Raw genomic sequence first — 16,742 nt, 5'->3', positions numbered from 1 at the left:
GCCTTGAGGGGGAGGTGTCACGGCGCGCTCCTTCGCCTGTTCGGGGGTTGTCGAGGCAGGTGATGTCGCGGTTAGAATTAGTTCGTCTTCCGACCAAACAAATTAGTGGAGTGTGACTTCGGCCACAAGGGAGCGCCCGGGTCACAGGTTGGTGAAGGGCGCGTGCGATGCGGCATGCTGGGGACACCTCCTTGGCGGGAACGGGGCTTCATTGATCACATCCACGACCGGTCCGCAGCCGGCCGACTTCGCCGATGTGCGCGCCACCAACCTCGCGGTGGTGCTGCGCTTCGTGCGCGAGCACGCGCCGTGCTCGCGCGCCGACATCGCGGCCTCGACGGGGCTGAACAAGGCGACCGTCTCCAGCCTCGTCGCCGACCTCATCGACCGCCGGCTGGTGCGCGAGACCGGCCTCACCGAGAACCGGGTCGGCCGCCCGGCCACGATGCTCGTCCTCGACGGCTCGCCGTACGCGGCCATCGGCGTGGAGATCAACGTGGACCACGTCTCCGCCGTCGCCACCGGCCTCGCGGGGGAGCGGCTGCTCACCTGGCGGCGCGCCTTCTCCACCGGCGAGTCGGCCGGCCAGGACGTGGCCGCCGTCGCCGCCATCGTCCGGCGCGTCGTCGGCCGCATGGCCCGCGACGAGCGGCAGGTGCTCGGGCTGGCCGTGGCCGTGCCCGGCCTGGTCGACGTGCAGGGCGTCGTGCGCATCGCGCCGAACCTCGGCTGGCGCGACGCCGACATCGGCGGCGACCTGGCCAAGGCGCTGCGCGACCCCGGCTTCACCGTCCAGGTCGACAACGACGCCAACCTCGCCGCGCTGGCCGAGCAGCGCTTCGGCGTCCGCGCCGGGGCCGCCGACCTCGTCTACCTGACCGGCGAGATCGGCGTGGGCGCCGGCATCATCCTCGACGGGCGGCTGCGGCGCGGCGCCCTCGGCTACAGCGGGGAGATCGGCCACGTGCAGCTCGACCCCGACGGGCCCGCGTGCCGCTGCGGGCGGCGCGGCTGCCTGGAGGCCGTGGCCGGCATCGGCGCCATCCTGCGGCGCGACGTGCCGCTGGGCGAGATCCCGATCGAGATCGAGGACACCGTGCGCGCCGCCCGCGCCGGCGACCCCGCCGTCCTGGCCGTCCTCGACGCCGCCGGCCGCAGTCTCGGCCGGGGCGTCTCCGTGCTGGCCAACCTGCTCAACCCGCAGGTCGTCGTCCTGGGCGGCTACTACGTGCCGCTCGCGCCCTGGCTGCTGCCGGCGGTGCGGGAGGAGGTGTCGGGCCGGGCGATCGCGCCGGGGGGAGGGGGCTGCGAGGTCGTGGCCTCGACCCTGGGCCTCGACGCGGCGGCGCTGGGAGGGGCGGCGCGGGTGCTCGACTCGGTCGACTCGGGCCGGCTCCCGGGGGGAATATCACGCGTTTCCTGACTTAGCTCTTGACCTCGCTCACCGGGACGGGCACCCTTCAGGGAACCCGCCGAAATCCTCGCGTAACTTCCAGGCCAACTGTCGAAGCGCTTCGACAGTCTCAGAATCTCAGAGGGATGGCCATGCCCGAACCGTTCCGCGCCCCGTCACAGGACCTCGCCCCCTCTCCCGAACCCTCGTCCTCGCCCGCCGCCTGCCAGGACCGCTACCTGGACCCGGGCGCGCCGCTCGCCGACCGGGTCGCCGACCTGCTGGGCAGGCTCACCCTCGACGAGAAGCTCGGCCTGCTGCACCAGTACCAGGCGCCGGTCGGGCGGCTCGGCGTCGGCCCGTTCCGCACCGGCACCGAGGCGCTGCACGGGCTCGCCTGGCTCGGACCCGCCACCGTCTTCCCCCAGGCCGTCGGCCTCGCCTCCACCTGGGACCCCGAGCTCGTCCGCCGGGTCGGCGAGGCCACGGGCGACGAGGTGCTCGCCTTCCACCACAAGGACCCGGCCGGCGCCGGCCGGAACGTCTGGGCGCCGGTGGTCAACCCGTTGCGCGACCCCCGCTGGGGACGCAACGAGGAGGGCTACTCCGAGGACCCCTGGCTGACCGGGATCATGGGCGAGGCGTATGCCCGCGGACTTCGTGGGAGCGATCCCACAGTGTTGCGCACGGCCCCCACGCTCAAGCACTTCCTCGCCTACAACAACGAGACCGACCGCTGCGTCACCTCCAGCAACCTGCCGCCGCGCGTGCTGCACGAGTACGAGCTGCCCGCCTTCCGTCCCGCCATCGAGAGCGGCGCGGCCGTCGCCGTCATGCCCTCGTACAACCTCGTCAACGGCCGGCCCGCCCACCTCAGCCCGCTGATCGAGCGCGTACTGCGCGCCTGGGCGCCCGGCGACCTCCTCGTGGTCAGCGACGCCTACGCCCCCGCCAACCTGACCGGCGTCCAGGGCTACCACGACACCCTGCCGCAGGCGTACGCGCACGCCGTCAAGGCTGGGCTCGACAGCTTCACCCAGGACGACGACCGGCCCGCCGCCACCCTCGGCCACCTGCGCGAGGCGCTGCGCCTCGGGCTGCTCACCGAGGCCGACGTGGACCGGGCCGTCCGGCACGCGCTGTCGATCCGGTTCCGGCTCGGCGAGTTCGACCCCGCCACGCCGTACGACGACGTCACCGAGGAGGTCGTCAACTGCCCCGCGCACCAGGACCTCGCCCGGGAGGCCGCGCGGCGCTCCATCGTGCTGCTGGCCAACGACGGGCTGCTGCCGCTCGGGCCCGTCACCGAGGTCACCAAGGTCGCGGTCATCGGGCAGCTCGGCGACACGCTCATGGAGGACTGGTACAGCGGCACGCTGCCGTACTCCGTCACCGCCCGCGCGGGGCTGGCCGAGCGGTGCGCGACCGTGTTCTGCGAGGCCGTGGACCGGGTGACGCTCACCGCCGAGACCGGGCCCGTGACCGCCGACCCGGCCGGCGGGCCGCTGAGCGCGGGACCGTCACATGGCTCCGCGGAGGACCTGGCGGACCGGCTGGACCTGTTCGACCTCTTCGACTGGGGTGGCGGCGCCTACGCGCTGCGGGCCGCCGCCACCGGCCGCTTCGTGTCGGTGGACGACGGGGTGCTCGTCAACGACCAGCCCGGGCCGAACGGCTGGGAGGTGCGCCAGACGTTCCGCGTCGAGGACCGGCCCCGCGGCCTGATCGCCCTGCGGCACATCGCCACCGGCTGCTACGTCGGCCGCGGCGACGACGGCGTGCTCCACCTCGTGGACGACGCCGACCGGGCCGTCTGGCTGGCCATGGAGGTCGTCAGGAGCGGCGCCGCGCGGGCGGCCGAGCTGGCCGCCGACGCGGACGTCGCCGTGGTCGTGGTCGGCGACCACCCCCTGGTCAACGGCCGCGAGACCGAGGACCGCACCAGCCTGGCCCTCGCCCCGGCCCAGGACGCCGTCGTGGCCGCCGTGCTCGCCGCCAACCCGCGTACCGTCATGGTCGTCAGCAGCGGCTACCCCCTCACCTGGACCACCCCGGACGTGCCCGCCGTGCTCTGGTCGGCCCACGGCGGCCAGGAGTACGGCCACGCGCTGGCCGAGGTGCTGTTCGGCGACGCCGACCCCGAGGGGCGGCTCACCCAGACGTGGTACCGCTCGGCCCAGGAGCTGCCCGACCTGCTCGACTACGACATCATCACCGCCGACGCCACGTACCTGTACTTCCGTGGCACGCCGCTCTTCCCGTTCGGGCACGGGCTCAGCTACACGACGTTCGAGTTCGCGGAGCTGGACGTCCGGCTCGCGGACGGGGTGGTGACGGCCGAGGTCACGGTCACCAACACCGGCGCCCGCGAGGGCGTCGAGGTCGTCCAGTTCTACACGCACCAGCGGCGCTCCCGCGTCAAGCAGCCGCTGCGCCGGCTGCGCGGCTTCGAGAAGGTGCGGCTCGGGCCCGGCGAGAGCCGCGTCGTCACGCTCCGGCTGCCGGTGGAGGAGCTGGCGTTCTGGGACGTGACGCGGGGCAGGTTCGTCGTGGAGAGCGCGCCGCACCAGGTCATGGTCGGCCGCAGCGCCACCGACCTGCGGCTGTGCGCCCGCTTCGAGGTGCCCGGCGAGACGATCCCGCCCCGCACCGGGCCGCTGCGGGCGATGGACCACGACGAGTACGACGCGGTCGCGTTCGTGGACGCCGACCCGGTGGCCGGCGAGGCCGTCCGGTCGGAGGCCGAGGGCGCGTGGATCGCCTTCCGGCAGGTGGACCTGGCGGGCGTCGCCTCGTGCGCGGTCACGGCCGGCTCGGCCGACGGCGGGATGATCACCCTGCGGCTCGGCGACCCGCTCCACGGGGAGGTGCTGGCCGCCTTTCCCGTGCCCCGCACCGGCCGCCACACGCTCCAGACCCTCACCCAGGACGTCGCCGGGTCGCTTGCGCGCTCCGGCGGGGTCCACGATGTTTATGTGGTGTTCGAGAACGACGGCGTCACGCTCGCCGACCTCACCTGGGGCCCCCGGCCACCCGGCGTACGGCGGGCGCAGGCGGCGCGGCAGCAGCTCCCCGTCACCCCGTCCAGCGGCGGAGCGGGCGCTTGAGCGGCCGCGCGGTCACCATCGCCGAGGTCGCCCGCCACGCCGGCGTCGCCGTCAGCACCGTCTCGTACGTGCTCAGCGGCAAGCGGACGATCTCGGCCGACACCCGCCGGCGCGTGCTCGACAGCATCAACACGCTCGGCTACCACCCTCACGCCGGGGCCCGCTCCCTGGCCAGCAAGCGGTCCAACGTGATCGCCCTTGTGCTGCCCCTGCGGGCCGGCATGCACGTGCCGGTGCTCATGCGCTTCGCCACCGCCGTGGTGACCGCCGCGCGCCGCTTCGACCACGACGTACTGCTGCTGACCGCCGACGAGGGCCCCGAAGGCATCCGGCGGGTGGCGGCCAGCGCGCTCGTGGACGCCCTCGTCCTCATGGACGTCGAACTGCACGACCGCCGCGTACCCCTGCTGCGTGAGCTCGCCGAGCCGAGCGTGCTCATCGGCTTCCCCGCCGAGCCCGCCGGCCTCACCTGCGTCGACCTGGACTTCGCCGCCGCCGGCGCCCGCTGCGTCGCCCACCTCGCCGAGCGCGGACACCGGCAGGTCGCCCTGCTGGGCGCCCCGGCCGTGGTGTACGAGCGGGAGACGGGCTTCGCCCGCCGTACGAGGGAGGGCTTCACGGCGGCGGTCGCGGCGCACGGGCTGGACGGGGTGGCGCTGCCGTGCGAGGAGACGTTCGACGAGGTCCACACGACGATCACCGGCCTGCTCGCCTCCCGCCCGGGGCTGTCGGGCCTGGTCGTCCACAACGAGGCGGCCGTCAACCACGTCCTCGGCTCCCTGCGCCAGCTCGGCCGCCGGGTGCCGGAGGACGTCGCCGTGGTGGCCATCTGCCCGGACGACGTGGCCGAACGCGCGGGGCCGCCGCTCACGTCGGTGCTGATCCCGGCGGAGGAGGTGGGGCGGGAGGCGGTACGACTGGTGATGCGGAAGCTGGAGGGCCGGGAGGTCCCGGACGCCACCCTCCTCCCACCCCACCTGGCCATCCGCGCCAGCACCTAGCGGGCGTGCCAGGAGCATGGTCCCTCGAAGGGGCGCGCTCCGCGCGAGTGCCCTTCGGGGCTGTCCTCCCCAGGGGCCTGCCGGCCCCTTCGACCCCGGCCCCTGCCCGTCGGGACGGTTGACCCGGATACCAGGTGCTGCACGGGAGGGCGGAGACTGTCCGCTTCCTCTCAAGCGCTTTCCTGGCCTCCACCCCGCTCTCCACCCTTCGGAGGTGCCGCTCCACCCCGCCCCGTCCCTACCGTCCAAGCCATGGACAAACGCTCCGGACAGTCGGGCCGTTTCTGGCTCGACGTGCTGCACCGGCTCCTGGACGCCAATGGGGGAAAGATGAACGGCAAGTTCCTGCTCGCGGTCGTGGTCGTGGCTCTGCTGGTCGTCGTGGGCTTCGTGGCCTTCCGGCTTATCTTGGTGGACATGATTCTGACCTTGAAAGACTCGCGCTAGGAGATGCGGGAGGTATGGGGCCGGGCGGTACGGCTGCTGGCGGCCGACGACCCGGAGACCGGCCGCCTGGTGAGGTTGCTGATCACCCTGGTCCTCGCCTGGTCGCTCGCCACCACGTCGCCCGAGCGCGTACCCGCCCTGGAGTGGGTGGCGCTCGGCGCGTCGATGGCGTGCTGGCTGGCCTTCGTCGTGCTCGACGGCCGGTTCCCGCGCATGGCCGTGGCCCTGCTCGGAGCCGGTTCGGTGGTGGCGGCGCTGGTGTCGGGATCGGGTGAGGCGGCGCCCCCGGTGTTCGTGTTCGCGATGCTGCTGCTGTTCGCGGCGCACGTGACGCCGGGCATGGGGGCGATCGTCGCGGTCACGGCGGCCGACATGGCGGTCATGGCCGGCAGCATGGTGTGGTGGGGGCAGCCGCGTTCGGCGATCGTGGCCCGCGGGGCGGTCGTGGTGTGCACGGTGCTGTTCGCGTTGCACCGGCGCCAGTACCGCCGCGCCCAGCAGGACCGGGCGAGGGCCATGGCGCTCGACGAGCGGGCCCGCATCGCCAGGGAGCTCCACGACGTGCTCGCCCACTCCCTCGGAGCCCTGGGGGTGCAGCTGGAGGTCGCCGAGGCCATGCTCGCCGAGCGGGGCGACGTGGAGGGGGCCGTGGCGCGTATCCGCAGGTCGAAGGCCCTGGCCAGGGAAGGGCTGGTCGAGGCGCGCTCGGCGGTGGCGGCCCTGCGCGAGGACGTGCCGCCGCTGCCCGACGCGCTGAGCCTGATGGTCGCCGAGCACCGCAGGGACCACGACGCGGTCGCAGACCTGCGCACCACGGGCACGCGGCGGCCGATCACCCCTGCGGCGGAGGTCTGCCTGCTGCGTACGGCCCGCGAGGCGCTCACCAACGCCGCCAGGCACGCTCCGGGGGAGCCCGTCACGGTCGAGATCGGCTATGGTGACGCCGCCGTACGGCTGGCGGTGCGCAACCCGTACGCGACGGGAGACGGGTCGGGGGCGCGGGACGCGGGCGCGACCGGAAACGGGCCGGGGGTGCGCGACCCGTACCCGATCCGAAACGGCGCGGCGTCGGCCGGGCACGGCCTGCAGGGCATGCGTGAGCGGCTGGCGCTCGCGGGCGGGACCCTGAGCGCCGGACCGGTGGGCGGCTTCTGGGAGGTACGGGCGGAGGTGCCGGAATGAGGGTCCTGGTCGTGGACGACCAGCAGCTCATGCGCGAGGGTCTGGTGGCGCTGCTGGACCTGGTCGACGACGTGGAGGTGGCGGGCGACGCCGGCGACGGGGCGGAGGCTGTGCGCCTGGTGGCCGAGCTGCGTCCCGACGTCGTGCTCATGGACCTGCGCATGCCCGTGCTGGACGGTGTCGAGGCCACCCGGCGCATCGTCCGCGACCATCCGGGCGTGGCGGTCGTGGTGCTGACGACCTACGACGACGACCGGTCCGTGGACTCGGCCCTGCTGGCCGGCGCGTGCGGCTACCTCACCAAGGACGCCGGACGCGCCGAGATCGCCGCCGCCCTGCGCTCCGCCGCCGCCGGCCAGTCGACGTTCTCGGCCGCGGTGTCGCGGCGGCTGGTCGAGGCGCTGTCCCGCGCGGCTCCGCCGCCGGTCTCGGCCTGTCCGGACGGGCTGACGGCACGCGAGGTCGAGGTGCTGCGGCTGGCCGCCGGGGGGCTGAGCAACGCGGAGATCGGCTCGGCCCTCTTCATCGCGGAGACGACGGTCAAGACGCACATCAACAACGCCTTCGCCAAGATCGGCGTCCGGAATCGCACCGAGGCGGCCGCCTACGCCCGCGACAAGCTGCTCTGAGCGGGTCGTACCGGAACGAGATCGGGAGAGCCGGGACACCAGAACGATCGTGGACTTCAATCCCCGATCGAGCAAATATCAGGGCTCCCTTGGGGGCGTCACCGCGTACTGCTGGAATATGGGCCCCAGGACCTTCGGCATGCCGGACGACGACGACCCGCCTCTGCTCCAACACGCCTGGATCATGAAAATGATCGCCTACGGGACGGGCCCCTGGACCGTTTACGGACGTTCCTGGAGTGGTGACCTCCTGGAGGTCCGGTTGTCGCATTCGTCGACGGAGGCGCTTTCCCGGGTGGACGGATTGGCGCCTTTGGTCACCATCAAGGTCAGCCATGGTCAACCAGCCAGCCGCCTTTGCCTGAACTGCACCATTGTGGACCGGATCGGTCGCATCCTCGACGAAGGGGGCGAGCCTGCCATCCTTCTGTGCCCCGACGGCCCGATGCCTGACCCCGCGGCGGCTCCGCCCGGCGATCACCCTTCGCGCGCCGGAAGCTCACACGTTCATGGCAGATAGTCGGGCTGTTCATGGTTCCGCGCGTACGGGCGTCCTATCCTCACATGCGATCACCGGCCCGCGGGGACGATGTGCCGCGGCCGGTCAGCACGTCCGCACGGGAGGGTGAGGAACGGTGGCGAGGGTCGCTGAGCTGGTCTGCTATCCGATCAAGGGCTGTGCCGGGACGTCGCTGTCCGACGCCGCCATGACGTCCGCGGGCATCGCCCACGACCGAGCCTTCATGGTCGTCGACGACGCGGGGGTCTTCCGCAGCCAGCGGCGTGATCCGCGGCTGGCGCTCGTACGTCCCGAGGTCAGCGCCGACGGCGAACGGCTCGCGCTGCATGCCGACGGGGTCGCGGCGGTGGAGGTGGAGGTGAGGCGCGACGACACTCGGCGCGAGGTCACCCTCTTCGGCGCCCGGTACACCGGCGTCGACCAGGGGGACGAGGCCGCGCGATGGCTGTCCGAGGTGCTGGGCGTGCCGAGCAGGCTGGTGCGCGTGCCGGAGGAGCATGATCGCGTCACCGACGGCCTGACACCGGGAACCTCCGGGTACGCGGACAGCACGGCCGTGCACCTCACCACGGCCGCCTCGCTGGCGTTGCTGAACGGCCGGATCGCCGCGACCGGGGGAGCGGCCGTGCCGATGAGCCGCTTCCGGCCCAACGTCGTCGTCGACGGCTGGGACGAACCACACATCGAGGACCGAGTACGCCGCGTCGCCATCGGGGACACCGAGCTCGGCTACAGCAAGCCGGCCATCCGCTGCGCCGTCACGATGGTGGACCAGGGGGAGGGGCGGCGGCGGGGGCCCGAGCCGCTGCGCACGCTCGCCGGCTACCGACGCGCCGCCCAGGGCGGGGTGGCGTTCGGCGTGAAGCTGGCCGTGCTGCGGCCGGGCAAGCTGTCGGTGGGCGACGAGGTGCGCGTCACCTCCTGGGGGCCGTCCGAGGTGTGAGGCGCCCCTCCGGTGGAACTCCCGTAGAGCGGCCTCTCGGTGGCAGGCGCCGAGGCCCGCCCCCGGGTCGGCGTCTCGTCAGGCGCGAGGCCCGATCGGGCCGGCGTCTCGTCAGGTACAGCGCGCGAGCTGGATGTGATCGCGCAGCCCGAGCTCGCGCAGGGCGCTGGAGACGGGATTCTTCACCGTGCCCGGCTTCTGCCCGCCGGCGCGGCCCGAGGCCACCCACCCACGACTTTCGTCAGGGGCCGAGGGCGACGAAAGGAGGGTCCCATCCGCCTGCCCCACCCCCTACAGTCCTGGCCAGGACCGGGTCAGAAGGGGGCGGGTGGTGGGTGGACAGCGGCGAGCTGCGAGCATGCTGGGCGTGCGTGACCTGCCCGCCCGCCTCACCGGCTTCGCCGGCCTTGCCCACTTCGCCCACTTCGAGCGGCACAGTGGCGCCGCCCTGTGGCTGTTGCTCGCCGCCCCGGCCGCCGCCGGCGCCCTCATCCTGCACGGCCGCGAGGCGCTCGTGTCGGCGGCCGGGGTGCCGCTGCTGGGCGTCGCCGTGGCCGTGCGCGGGCGGTGGCCGCTCGTGGCGCTGGCCGTGCCCGTCGCGCTCGGACTGGCCCTGAACGTGGAACTGCTCGCCGTGCCGTACTGGCCGGCGCTCGCCGCCCTCGCGTGGGTGGCCGGTATCCGGGCGGCCTCCCGTCCGGTGCTGTGGTTCTTCGCCGCCGTCGCTGTCGCGGGGCTGCCCCTGTGCCTGCTCCTGTCGCCCGACCGCTTGTGGGGCTGGCCGTCGCTGCTGCTCATCATGCTGATCGTCGGGGTCCTGCCATGGCAGCTCGGCCGCTACCGCCTCCGGTACGCCGCCCTGGCGCGCGCCGGGTGGCGGCTGGCCGACCGCATGGAACGCGAGCAACGGATCGTCGCCGACCGGGCCCGCATCCGGGAGCGGGCGCGCATCGCGGGTGACATGCACGACTCGCTCGGCCACGACCTGACGCTCATGGCGATGCGGGCCGCCGCGCTCCAGCTCGACCCCACGCTCGACCCCCGGCACCAGGCGGTGGTGGCCGAACTGCGCGAGGCGGCCGGCGCGGCGACCGAGCGGCTGCGCGACATCGTCGGCGTCCTGCGCGTGGGCGACGACGAGGCCGCCGCCGAGCCCCCCTTCGCCCCCGTCGCACTGGCTGGAGGAGCCGACGGCCCCGCCCCGCAGGCCGAAGGCGCTCGTGCCGCGGATGGTCCTTCGTCGCTGGTCGAGGGCGCTCGTGCCGTGGATGGTCCTTCGTCGCTGGTCGAACGGGCTCGTGCCGCCGGGATGGCCGTGACCCTGGAACGTCTGGACGACCTGGCCGACGTCCCCCCGATGACCGCCCTGGCGGTGCGGCGCGTCGTCCAGGAGGGGCTGACCAACGCCGCCAAGCACGCCCCGGGCGCGCCGGTACGCGTCCGTGTCACCCACGAGGACGGCACGCTGCGCGTGAGCGTCGCCAACGCCGCGCCCGCGGCGCCCGCCGTGGACGCGGTCTCGGGCGGCGCCGGGCTGGCGGGCCTGGACGAGCGCGTACGGCTGGCGGGCGGCGCGCTCCGCGCGGGCCCCGTACCGGGAGGCGGGTTCGAGGTCGCGGCCGAGCTGCCCACCCAGGCGAACGCGGTCGCCCGTCCGCCCACCGAGGCCGGCCTGAGCACCTCCGCCCGGGAGCTGGCCCGGGCGGAGCGGGAGGTGCGCCGAGGACTGGCCCAGACCGTGCTGGTGCCCTTGGCGGTGCTGACCGGGATCCTGGTGCTGATGATCCCGGTCTGGCTGCTCAGCACGTCGCTGTCCGTCCTGCCGCGCGGCACGTACGACGGGCTGACGGTGGGGGCTCCGCGCGGTGAGGTGGAGGCGCGGCTGCCCGCGTACACCCGGGACGGCCCGCCCGACGGCGCCCCGCCCGCCCCGTCCGGTCAGAGCTGCGTGTACTACACCGTGCGGGCGTTCGACGACGGCGCCTACCGGCTGTGCTTCGCGGGCGACCGGCTCGCCTCGAAGTCGGTGGTCGGCCTGCGCGAGTGAGGGCGAACCACCGCGCGCCAGGCACCGCAATCCGACCGACCTTGGACGCCGGGGTGAGCAGGCACCGGTCCGCGCCCGCTGGGGGGCTCGCCTGTGTCGGTCCCGGATCTCCAGAGCCGGCGCGTCTTTCGCCGTCCATCACCTTGCGGGGGAACGCGACGGGCGCACCTCTTAACGCGACGGGCGCGCCCCCGTGGGGACGCGCCCGATCATGACGTGCGATGTGACGGTCTACCAGTCGCCGCCGCCGCCGAAGTCGCCACCACCGAAGTCGCCGCCGCCGAAGTCACCCCAGCCGCCGCCACCGCCGCCGCCGAAGTCACCGCCACCGCCGCCGAAGTCGCCGCCGCCACCGAAGTCGCCCCCGCCGTCGGCGTAACCCTCGGCGTAGCCGGCGCCGTAGCCGCCGAAGCCGCCGTGGAACATGCTGCCCATCATGGTGCCGATGAACATGCCGGTCATGATGTCGCCGAAGCCGCCGTAGTACCCGTAGGCGTACGGCTGGTAGGCGGGACCCGCGTCGTAGTAGGGCCGGCGCTCGCCGTTGACCATGACCTCGCGGGTCTGCGGGTCGAAGCCGCGCTCGACGGCCTCGGCGTCGCCCGCGCAGGCGGGCACGTCGCGCACCGCGCCGCCGGGCGGGGCCCAGCGCACGTCGCGCACCGACGGGCCGTGCTGCGGGTTGAAGAAGCAGGGCGCGCGCCGCTCGGGCACGGGCTGGTTGTTGACCTTGGCCTTGACGACGGCCAGCGCGTAGCGGCCGTCCTCCAGGGTCTGGGTGACCTCGCGCACCTGGTCGGCCCGCTGGATGGCGGCGAGCTGCGTCTTGGCCTTCTCGTAGGCGTCGAGCGCCTGCTGCCACTCCTGGATGTGGGAGCCGCCCTGGCCGGCGAGGGTGACGTCGGTGTCGAGCGCGGTGATCTCCTCACCGAACTTGGTGACGTCCTCCTCGACGGTCTGCTTGACCGCGGCCAGGTCCTTGGCGTCCTGGATGGCCTGCTTCTTCTTCTTGTTCTTGGAGTACAGGAAGTAGCCGCCGCCGCCGGCCAGCGCGATGGCGCCGAGGCCGACCAGCACGCCGGCGCCGCCGCCGTCACCGCCCACGGGGCCGGAGTCGAGCGCGGACTTCTTGTTCTCGGCCATCAGGTTGACCCGGGAGACGAAGTCCTCGATGCCGGCTGCCAGGTCGTCCTGGTGGTTGCGGACGGCCAGCTTGGAGAGCCGGTCGGTCATGCCGGGACGGCCGAAGTTGGACATGGCGTACAGCGAGGTGCCGTCGAGCACGGCCACGGTCACCTGGCCGCCGCCCTTGGCCTTCACCGTGGCGCTGCCCAGCCCGCTGACGTAGCTCTTCGGGTCGGTCACCGAACCGTCGGGCAGCGCGGCGACGTAGACGTCGCTCTTGGAGTCCTTCAGCGTGTCGCGGATGGTGGACTGCTGGTCCGAGGTGAGCGGCGAGCCGGACTCCACGTAGAGGCGGTCCTTCTTGTCCTTCCAGTAGGACACGATGGACTGCGCGTCAGGCGGCGCCGTGGCCGCCGTGGCGGCGGGGGACAGCGCGAGGACGACGAGTAGACCGGCGAACAGAGCCGCGGTCGCGGCCCCGGCTCGGCGCAGCGATTGGGTCATGGGCAGCAAGCCTCCTTCGTCCTTGAGGACGAATGGGCGGTCGGCGAAGTTCCTCACTGTGGCACGTCACTCGTTTCGTATGAGGTGGGTGCGGCGCGTGACGACCCCTCCAAGGGGACGGCGGCACCGGGAACGGGTGTCCCCCCAGGGCAGGTGTCCTACCCGGTGTATCCCGGGTCAGGCGTCTTTGATCTCGCAGATTGCCGCGCCCGCGGTGACGCTCTGCCCCACGGACGCGCTGAGCCCGGTGATCGTGCCGGACTTGTGGGCGGCCAGCGGCTGCTCCATCTTCATGGCCTCCAGGACCACGACGGTGTCGCCCTCGGACACCGTGTCACCGTCGCCGGCCACGATCTTGACGATCGTGCCCTGCATGGGGCTGACGAGGGCGTCGCCGCCCCCGGCCGTCTTCTGCGCGCCGCCGCCGCCCCGCTTGGGCCGCCTGCCCGCCGGGGCGGGCGCGGAGGCGGCCGTCGCGCCGAGGCCGGCCGGCAGGACGACCTCCAGGCGCTTGCCGCCGACCTCGACGGTCACGCTCTCGCGGGCGGCGGGCTCGGCCGCGGCCTGCTCGCCCTCGTACGGCGGGATCGTGTTGTCGAACTCGGTCTCGATCCACCGCGTGTGGACGGAGAAGGGTTCGGCGGTGAAGGCCGGGTCGGACACGATCGCCCGGTGGAACGGCAGCACGGTCGGCATGCCGTCGATCTCGAACTCGGCCAGCGCCCGGCGGCTGCGCTCCAGCGCCTCCCGCCGGGTGCGTCCGGTGATGACGAGCTTGGCGACGAGCGAGTCGAACGTGCCCGGCACGGTCATGCCGGCCTCGTAGCCGGAGTCGAGCCGGACGCCCGGCCCGGCCGGGGGACGCAGCTCGGTCAGCGTGCCCGGCGCGGGCAGGAAGTTGCGGCCGGCGTCCTCGGCGTTGATCCGGAACTCGATGGAGTGGCCGCGCAGCACCGGGTCGTCGTAGCCGAGCGGCTCGCCGTCGGCGACGCGGAACATCTCGCGGACCAGGTCGATGCCCGACACCTCCTCGGTGACCGGGTGCTCGACCTGGAGCCGGGTGTTGACCTCCAGGAAGGAGATCGTGCCGTCCTGGCCGACGAGGAACTCGCAGGTGCCGGCGCCGACGTAGCCGGCCTCGCGCAGGATGGCCTTGGAGCTGGAGTAGAGGATCTCCAGCTGCTCGTCGCTCAGGAACGGCGCGGGCGCCTCCTCGACGAGTTTCTGGTGCCGGCGCTGCAGGGAGCAGTCGCGGGTGCTGACGACGACCACGCCGCCGTGCCGGTCGGCCAGGCACTGGGTCTCGACGTGGCGGGGGCGGTCGAGGTAGCGCTCGACGAAGCACTCGCCGCGGCCGAACGCGGCCACGGCCTCGCGCACCGCCGACTCGTACAGCTCGGCGACCTCCTCGATGCGGCGGGCCACCTTGATGCCGCGCCCGCCGCCGCCGTACGCGGCCTTGATGGCGATCGGCAGGCCGTGCTCCTCGGCGAACGCGACGACCTCGTCGGCGCCGGAGACGGGGTCCTTGGTGCCGGCGACCAGCGGCGCGCCGACCTTCTGGGCGATGTGCCGGGCGCGCACCTTGTCGCCGAGCGCGGCGATGGCGGCGGGCGGCGGCCCGATCCAGACGAGGCCCGCGTCGATCACGGCCTGCGCGAAGTCGGCGTTCTCGGAGAGGAAGCCGTAGCCGGGATGGACGGCGTCGGCGCCGGAGCGGCGGGCGACGTCCAGCAGCTTGGCGATGTCGAGGTACGTCTCAGCGGGGGACTGGCCGCCCAGCGCGTACGCCTCGTCGGCCGTCCTGGCGTGCAGGGAATCGAGATCCTGGTCGGCGTAGACGGCCACGCTGGCGATGCCGGCGTCCTTGCAGGCGCGGGCGACGCGCACGGCGATCTCGCCCCGGTTGGCGATGAGAACCTTCTGCACCGACGTTCGTCCTTCCTCGACGGGCACTCAACGGAGTCTAGGTGCCGGTATTCGCCTTCCCCCAGGCGCCCCGATCCGCACAGGAGAAAGCCGAATGATCCTCTGGACGACCATAGCCGCTCGGCATAACAGGGGCGATGGGCCCCCGCCGCGCGCCTATGGTGAGTGCGCTATCACGACGATCCAGGAGGTATGCATGGGCCAGAGCCTGCTCGGTGGCGACCCCGCGGAAATGCAGTCGATGGCGACGCAGTTCACCCAGCAGTCGGAGGCGGTGCGCACCACGATGACCGCCCTCGACCGCGAGGCGTCGAAGGTCGGCACGGCCTGGACCGGTCCCGGGGCCGAGCGCTTCCAGGGAGCCTGGCAGAACTACCGGACCGCGTTCCAGCGGATGACCGAGGAGTTGCAGGAGGCCGCCCGGGTCATCAACACCTACCGCGGCAACATCGAGTCCGCGACCCGCTGAGCACCGCCCGGAGCCCCGGCGCCCGCCCGCCGGGGCTTCGTCACGCCCGGGCCGCCGTACACGCGCCGGGGACGGAACTCCGCTCATCCCGAACGCCGGTGATCGGCGGGGACGTCACGCCGCCGAATCCGGCAAGCTACGCTTTTCCGCCATGATGGGTCGCGTCGTCCTGGCAAGCCTGCTGGCCCTGCAACCTGTGCTCGCCCCCGTGGCCGCGCGTCCCGCCCAGGCGGTGACGGCGCCCGAGGAGTGCGACCCCGGCAAGGGCACGGTCACGCTCTCCGCCCAGGAGCCGTGGGGACAGCGGCGGCTCGACGTCAAGAACGCCTGGCGCCTCACCAGGGGCGCCGGCGTGACCGTGGCCGTCGTCGACAGCGGCGCCGACTACAGGCACCCGCAGCTGCGCGTCTCCAAGTTCCTCGACGTCACCCACACCGGCTACCGCGACTGCGTGGGGCACGGCACCGCCATCGTGGGCATCGTGGGAGCCAGGTACGTCGCGGGCGTGCCCTTCCACGGTGTCGCGCCGGAGGCGGAGATCATCTCCATCAAGCAGGGCAACAAGAAGGAAGGCGACGTCCGCGACCTGGCCGCGGGCATCAGGCTGGCGATCGAGCGCAGGGCCGACGTCATCAACGTGTCCATCAGGGCCTCGGACCACCCCGACCTCAGGTCGGCCATCCAGGACGCGCTGGCCCGGGACATCGTGGTCGTGGCCGCGGCCGGCAACATCGACAACGAGGACGGGACGGACGAGCCCGCCTACCCGGCCGCCTACGAGGGCGTGCTGTCGGTCGGCTCGGCGGGCCCGGACGGGCGGCGCGCCGACTCCTCCAGCACCGCGACCCCGATCGGCGTCCTCGCGCCGGGTGTGGGCATCACCGCGCCGTGGCCGGGCGGCGGGTACCAGACGAACCTGCAGGGCACGAGCTTCGCGGCGCCGTTCGTGGCGGGCGTCGCCGCGCTGGTGCGCTCGCGCTTCCCCAAGCTCGACCAGCAGCAGGTGCGGCAGCGCATCATCGCGACCGCCGACGGGATCGTCGGTAAGGCCACCGGGGCGGGAATGGTCAACCCGACGCTGGCCGTGACGGCGGTGCTGCCGTTCCAGCCGGCTGACGCGCCCGTGGTCGCCCAGCCCGCGGCCTCCCCGCTGCCCGCCGGGGCCATAACGAAGGCGCCGCCTCCCGATCACAAAACCATCAACGTGGCGCTGGGCGTCACGGGGGGCGCGCTGGCGCTGGCGGGCATCGCCGCTGTTGGGACGCGGGTGCTGCCATTGGGAAGGCGCCGTCGCTGGCGGGCGGGCCGTCCGTCGTGAAGATGTCCTGACCATGAACTGTCAGGTGGCCGCCCGAAACTCCTGATACAAAAGTGACGACTTTGGTTGAATATGCCTGAGTTCATGCTTTGACCTGAAGGGACAACAATGCACCCTCTGCGGCCGGG

At 73.2% G+C, this 16,742-nt stretch carries 13 protein-coding genes; 11 read left to right on the top strand and 2 right to left on the bottom strand.

Features of this window, described 5'->3' with window-relative positions; translation table 11 throughout:
* The first annotated feature begins 211 nt into the window (after positions 1 to 211).
* From AB0H81_RS14495 to AB0H81_RS14455, 9 genes are all read left to right on the top strand, one after another.
* On the top strand, positions 212 to 1,423 hold the full coding sequence (locus AB0H81_RS14495) for an ROK family transcriptional regulator (protein WP_358374016.1): 1,212 nt from the start codon (positions 212 to 214) through the stop codon (positions 1,421 to 1,423).
* A 122-nt stretch (positions 1,424 to 1,545) separates the two neighbouring features.
* Entirely contained in the window at positions 1,546 to 4,500 is a 2,955-nt protein-coding gene (locus tag AB0H81_RS14490) for a glycoside hydrolase family 3 C-terminal domain-containing protein (RefSeq protein ID WP_358374013.1), read from the top strand.
* Complete coding sequence (locus AB0H81_RS14485; protein ID WP_358374011.1) at positions 4,497 to 5,501, top strand: LacI family DNA-binding transcriptional regulator; 1,005 nt, start codon at positions 4,497 to 4,499, stop codon at positions 5,499 to 5,501. Before AB0H81_RS14490 ends, AB0H81_RS14485 begins: the two co-directional genes overlap by 4 nt.
* Positions 5,502 to 5,753: 252 nt before the next feature.
* Positions 5,754 to 5,948: a hypothetical protein gene (locus AB0H81_RS14480; RefSeq protein ID WP_358374008.1), complete on the top strand. Its 195-nt coding sequence runs from the start codon at positions 5,754 to 5,756 to the stop codon at positions 5,946 to 5,948.
* Between the two features lie 3 nt (positions 5,949 to 5,951).
* Positions 5,952 to 7,130, top strand: coding sequence for a histidine kinase (locus AB0H81_RS14475; RefSeq protein WP_358374005.1), 1,179 nt, complete (start codon positions 5,952 to 5,954; stop codon positions 7,128 to 7,130).
* On the top strand, positions 7,127 to 7,759 hold the full coding sequence (locus AB0H81_RS14470; RefSeq protein WP_358374004.1) for a response regulator transcription factor: 633 nt from the start codon (positions 7,127 to 7,129) through the stop codon (positions 7,757 to 7,759). Before AB0H81_RS14475 ends, AB0H81_RS14470 begins: the two co-directional genes overlap by 4 nt.
* Positions 7,760 to 7,898: 139 nt before the next feature.
* The gene (locus AB0H81_RS14465) at positions 7,899 to 8,279 is read left to right on the top strand and encodes a hypothetical protein (protein WP_358374001.1); all 381 of its coding nucleotides are present in this window, start codon (positions 7,899 to 7,901) and stop codon (positions 8,277 to 8,279) included.
* 115 nt (positions 8,280 to 8,394) lie between these two features.
* Positions 8,395 to 9,222: an MOSC N-terminal beta barrel domain-containing protein gene (locus AB0H81_RS14460; protein WP_358373998.1), complete on the top strand. Its 828-nt coding sequence runs from the start codon at positions 8,395 to 8,397 to the stop codon at positions 9,220 to 9,222.
* 358 nt (positions 9,223 to 9,580) lie between these two features.
* Positions 9,581 to 11,269, top strand: a complete 1,689-nt coding sequence (locus AB0H81_RS14455; protein WP_358373997.1) for a histidine kinase — start codon at positions 9,581 to 9,583, stop codon at positions 11,267 to 11,269.
* 231 nt (positions 11,270 to 11,500) lie between these two features.
* Here the strand turns inward: AB0H81_RS14455 and AB0H81_RS14450 are convergent, their stop codons facing one another.
* Both AB0H81_RS14450 and AB0H81_RS14445 read right to left on the bottom strand, forming a co-directional pair.
* Positions 11,501 to 12,898, bottom strand: coding sequence for a hypothetical protein (locus AB0H81_RS14450; protein ID WP_358373995.1), 1,398 nt, complete (start codon positions 12,896 to 12,898; stop codon positions 11,501 to 11,503).
* Between the two features lie 177 nt (positions 12,899 to 13,075).
* Positions 13,076 to 14,827 (bottom strand): biotin carboxylase N-terminal domain-containing protein, encoded by a 1,752-nt coding sequence (locus tag AB0H81_RS14445; protein ID WP_358373993.1) that lies wholly within the window; start codon positions 14,825 to 14,827, stop codon positions 13,076 to 13,078.
* A gap of 196 nt (positions 14,828 to 15,023) precedes the next feature.
* Here AB0H81_RS14445 and AB0H81_RS14440 point away from each other — a divergent pair, with 196 nt between their 5' ends.
* Positions 15,024 to 15,296 (top strand): WXG100 family type VII secretion target, encoded by a 273-nt coding sequence (locus tag AB0H81_RS14440; protein ID WP_175587694.1) that lies wholly within the window; start codon positions 15,024 to 15,026, stop codon positions 15,294 to 15,296.
* Between the two features lie 151 nt (positions 15,297 to 15,447).
* Positions 15,448 to 16,614 carry a S8 family serine peptidase gene (locus tag AB0H81_RS14435; protein ID WP_358373990.1) on the top strand — a complete coding sequence of 389 codons (1,167 nt, stop codon included), beginning with the start codon at positions 15,448 to 15,450 and terminating at the stop codon, positions 16,612 to 16,614.
* Positions 16,615 to 16,742: the final 128 nt, after the last annotated feature.

This window comes from Nonomuraea sp. NPDC050691 (genome assembly GCF_040654455.1).
In the GTDB taxonomy this organism is placed as follows: Bacteria; Actinomycetota; Actinomycetes; order Streptosporangiales; family Streptosporangiaceae; genus Nonomuraea.
This window is presented reverse-complemented; position numbering and strand designations above follow the sequence as displayed.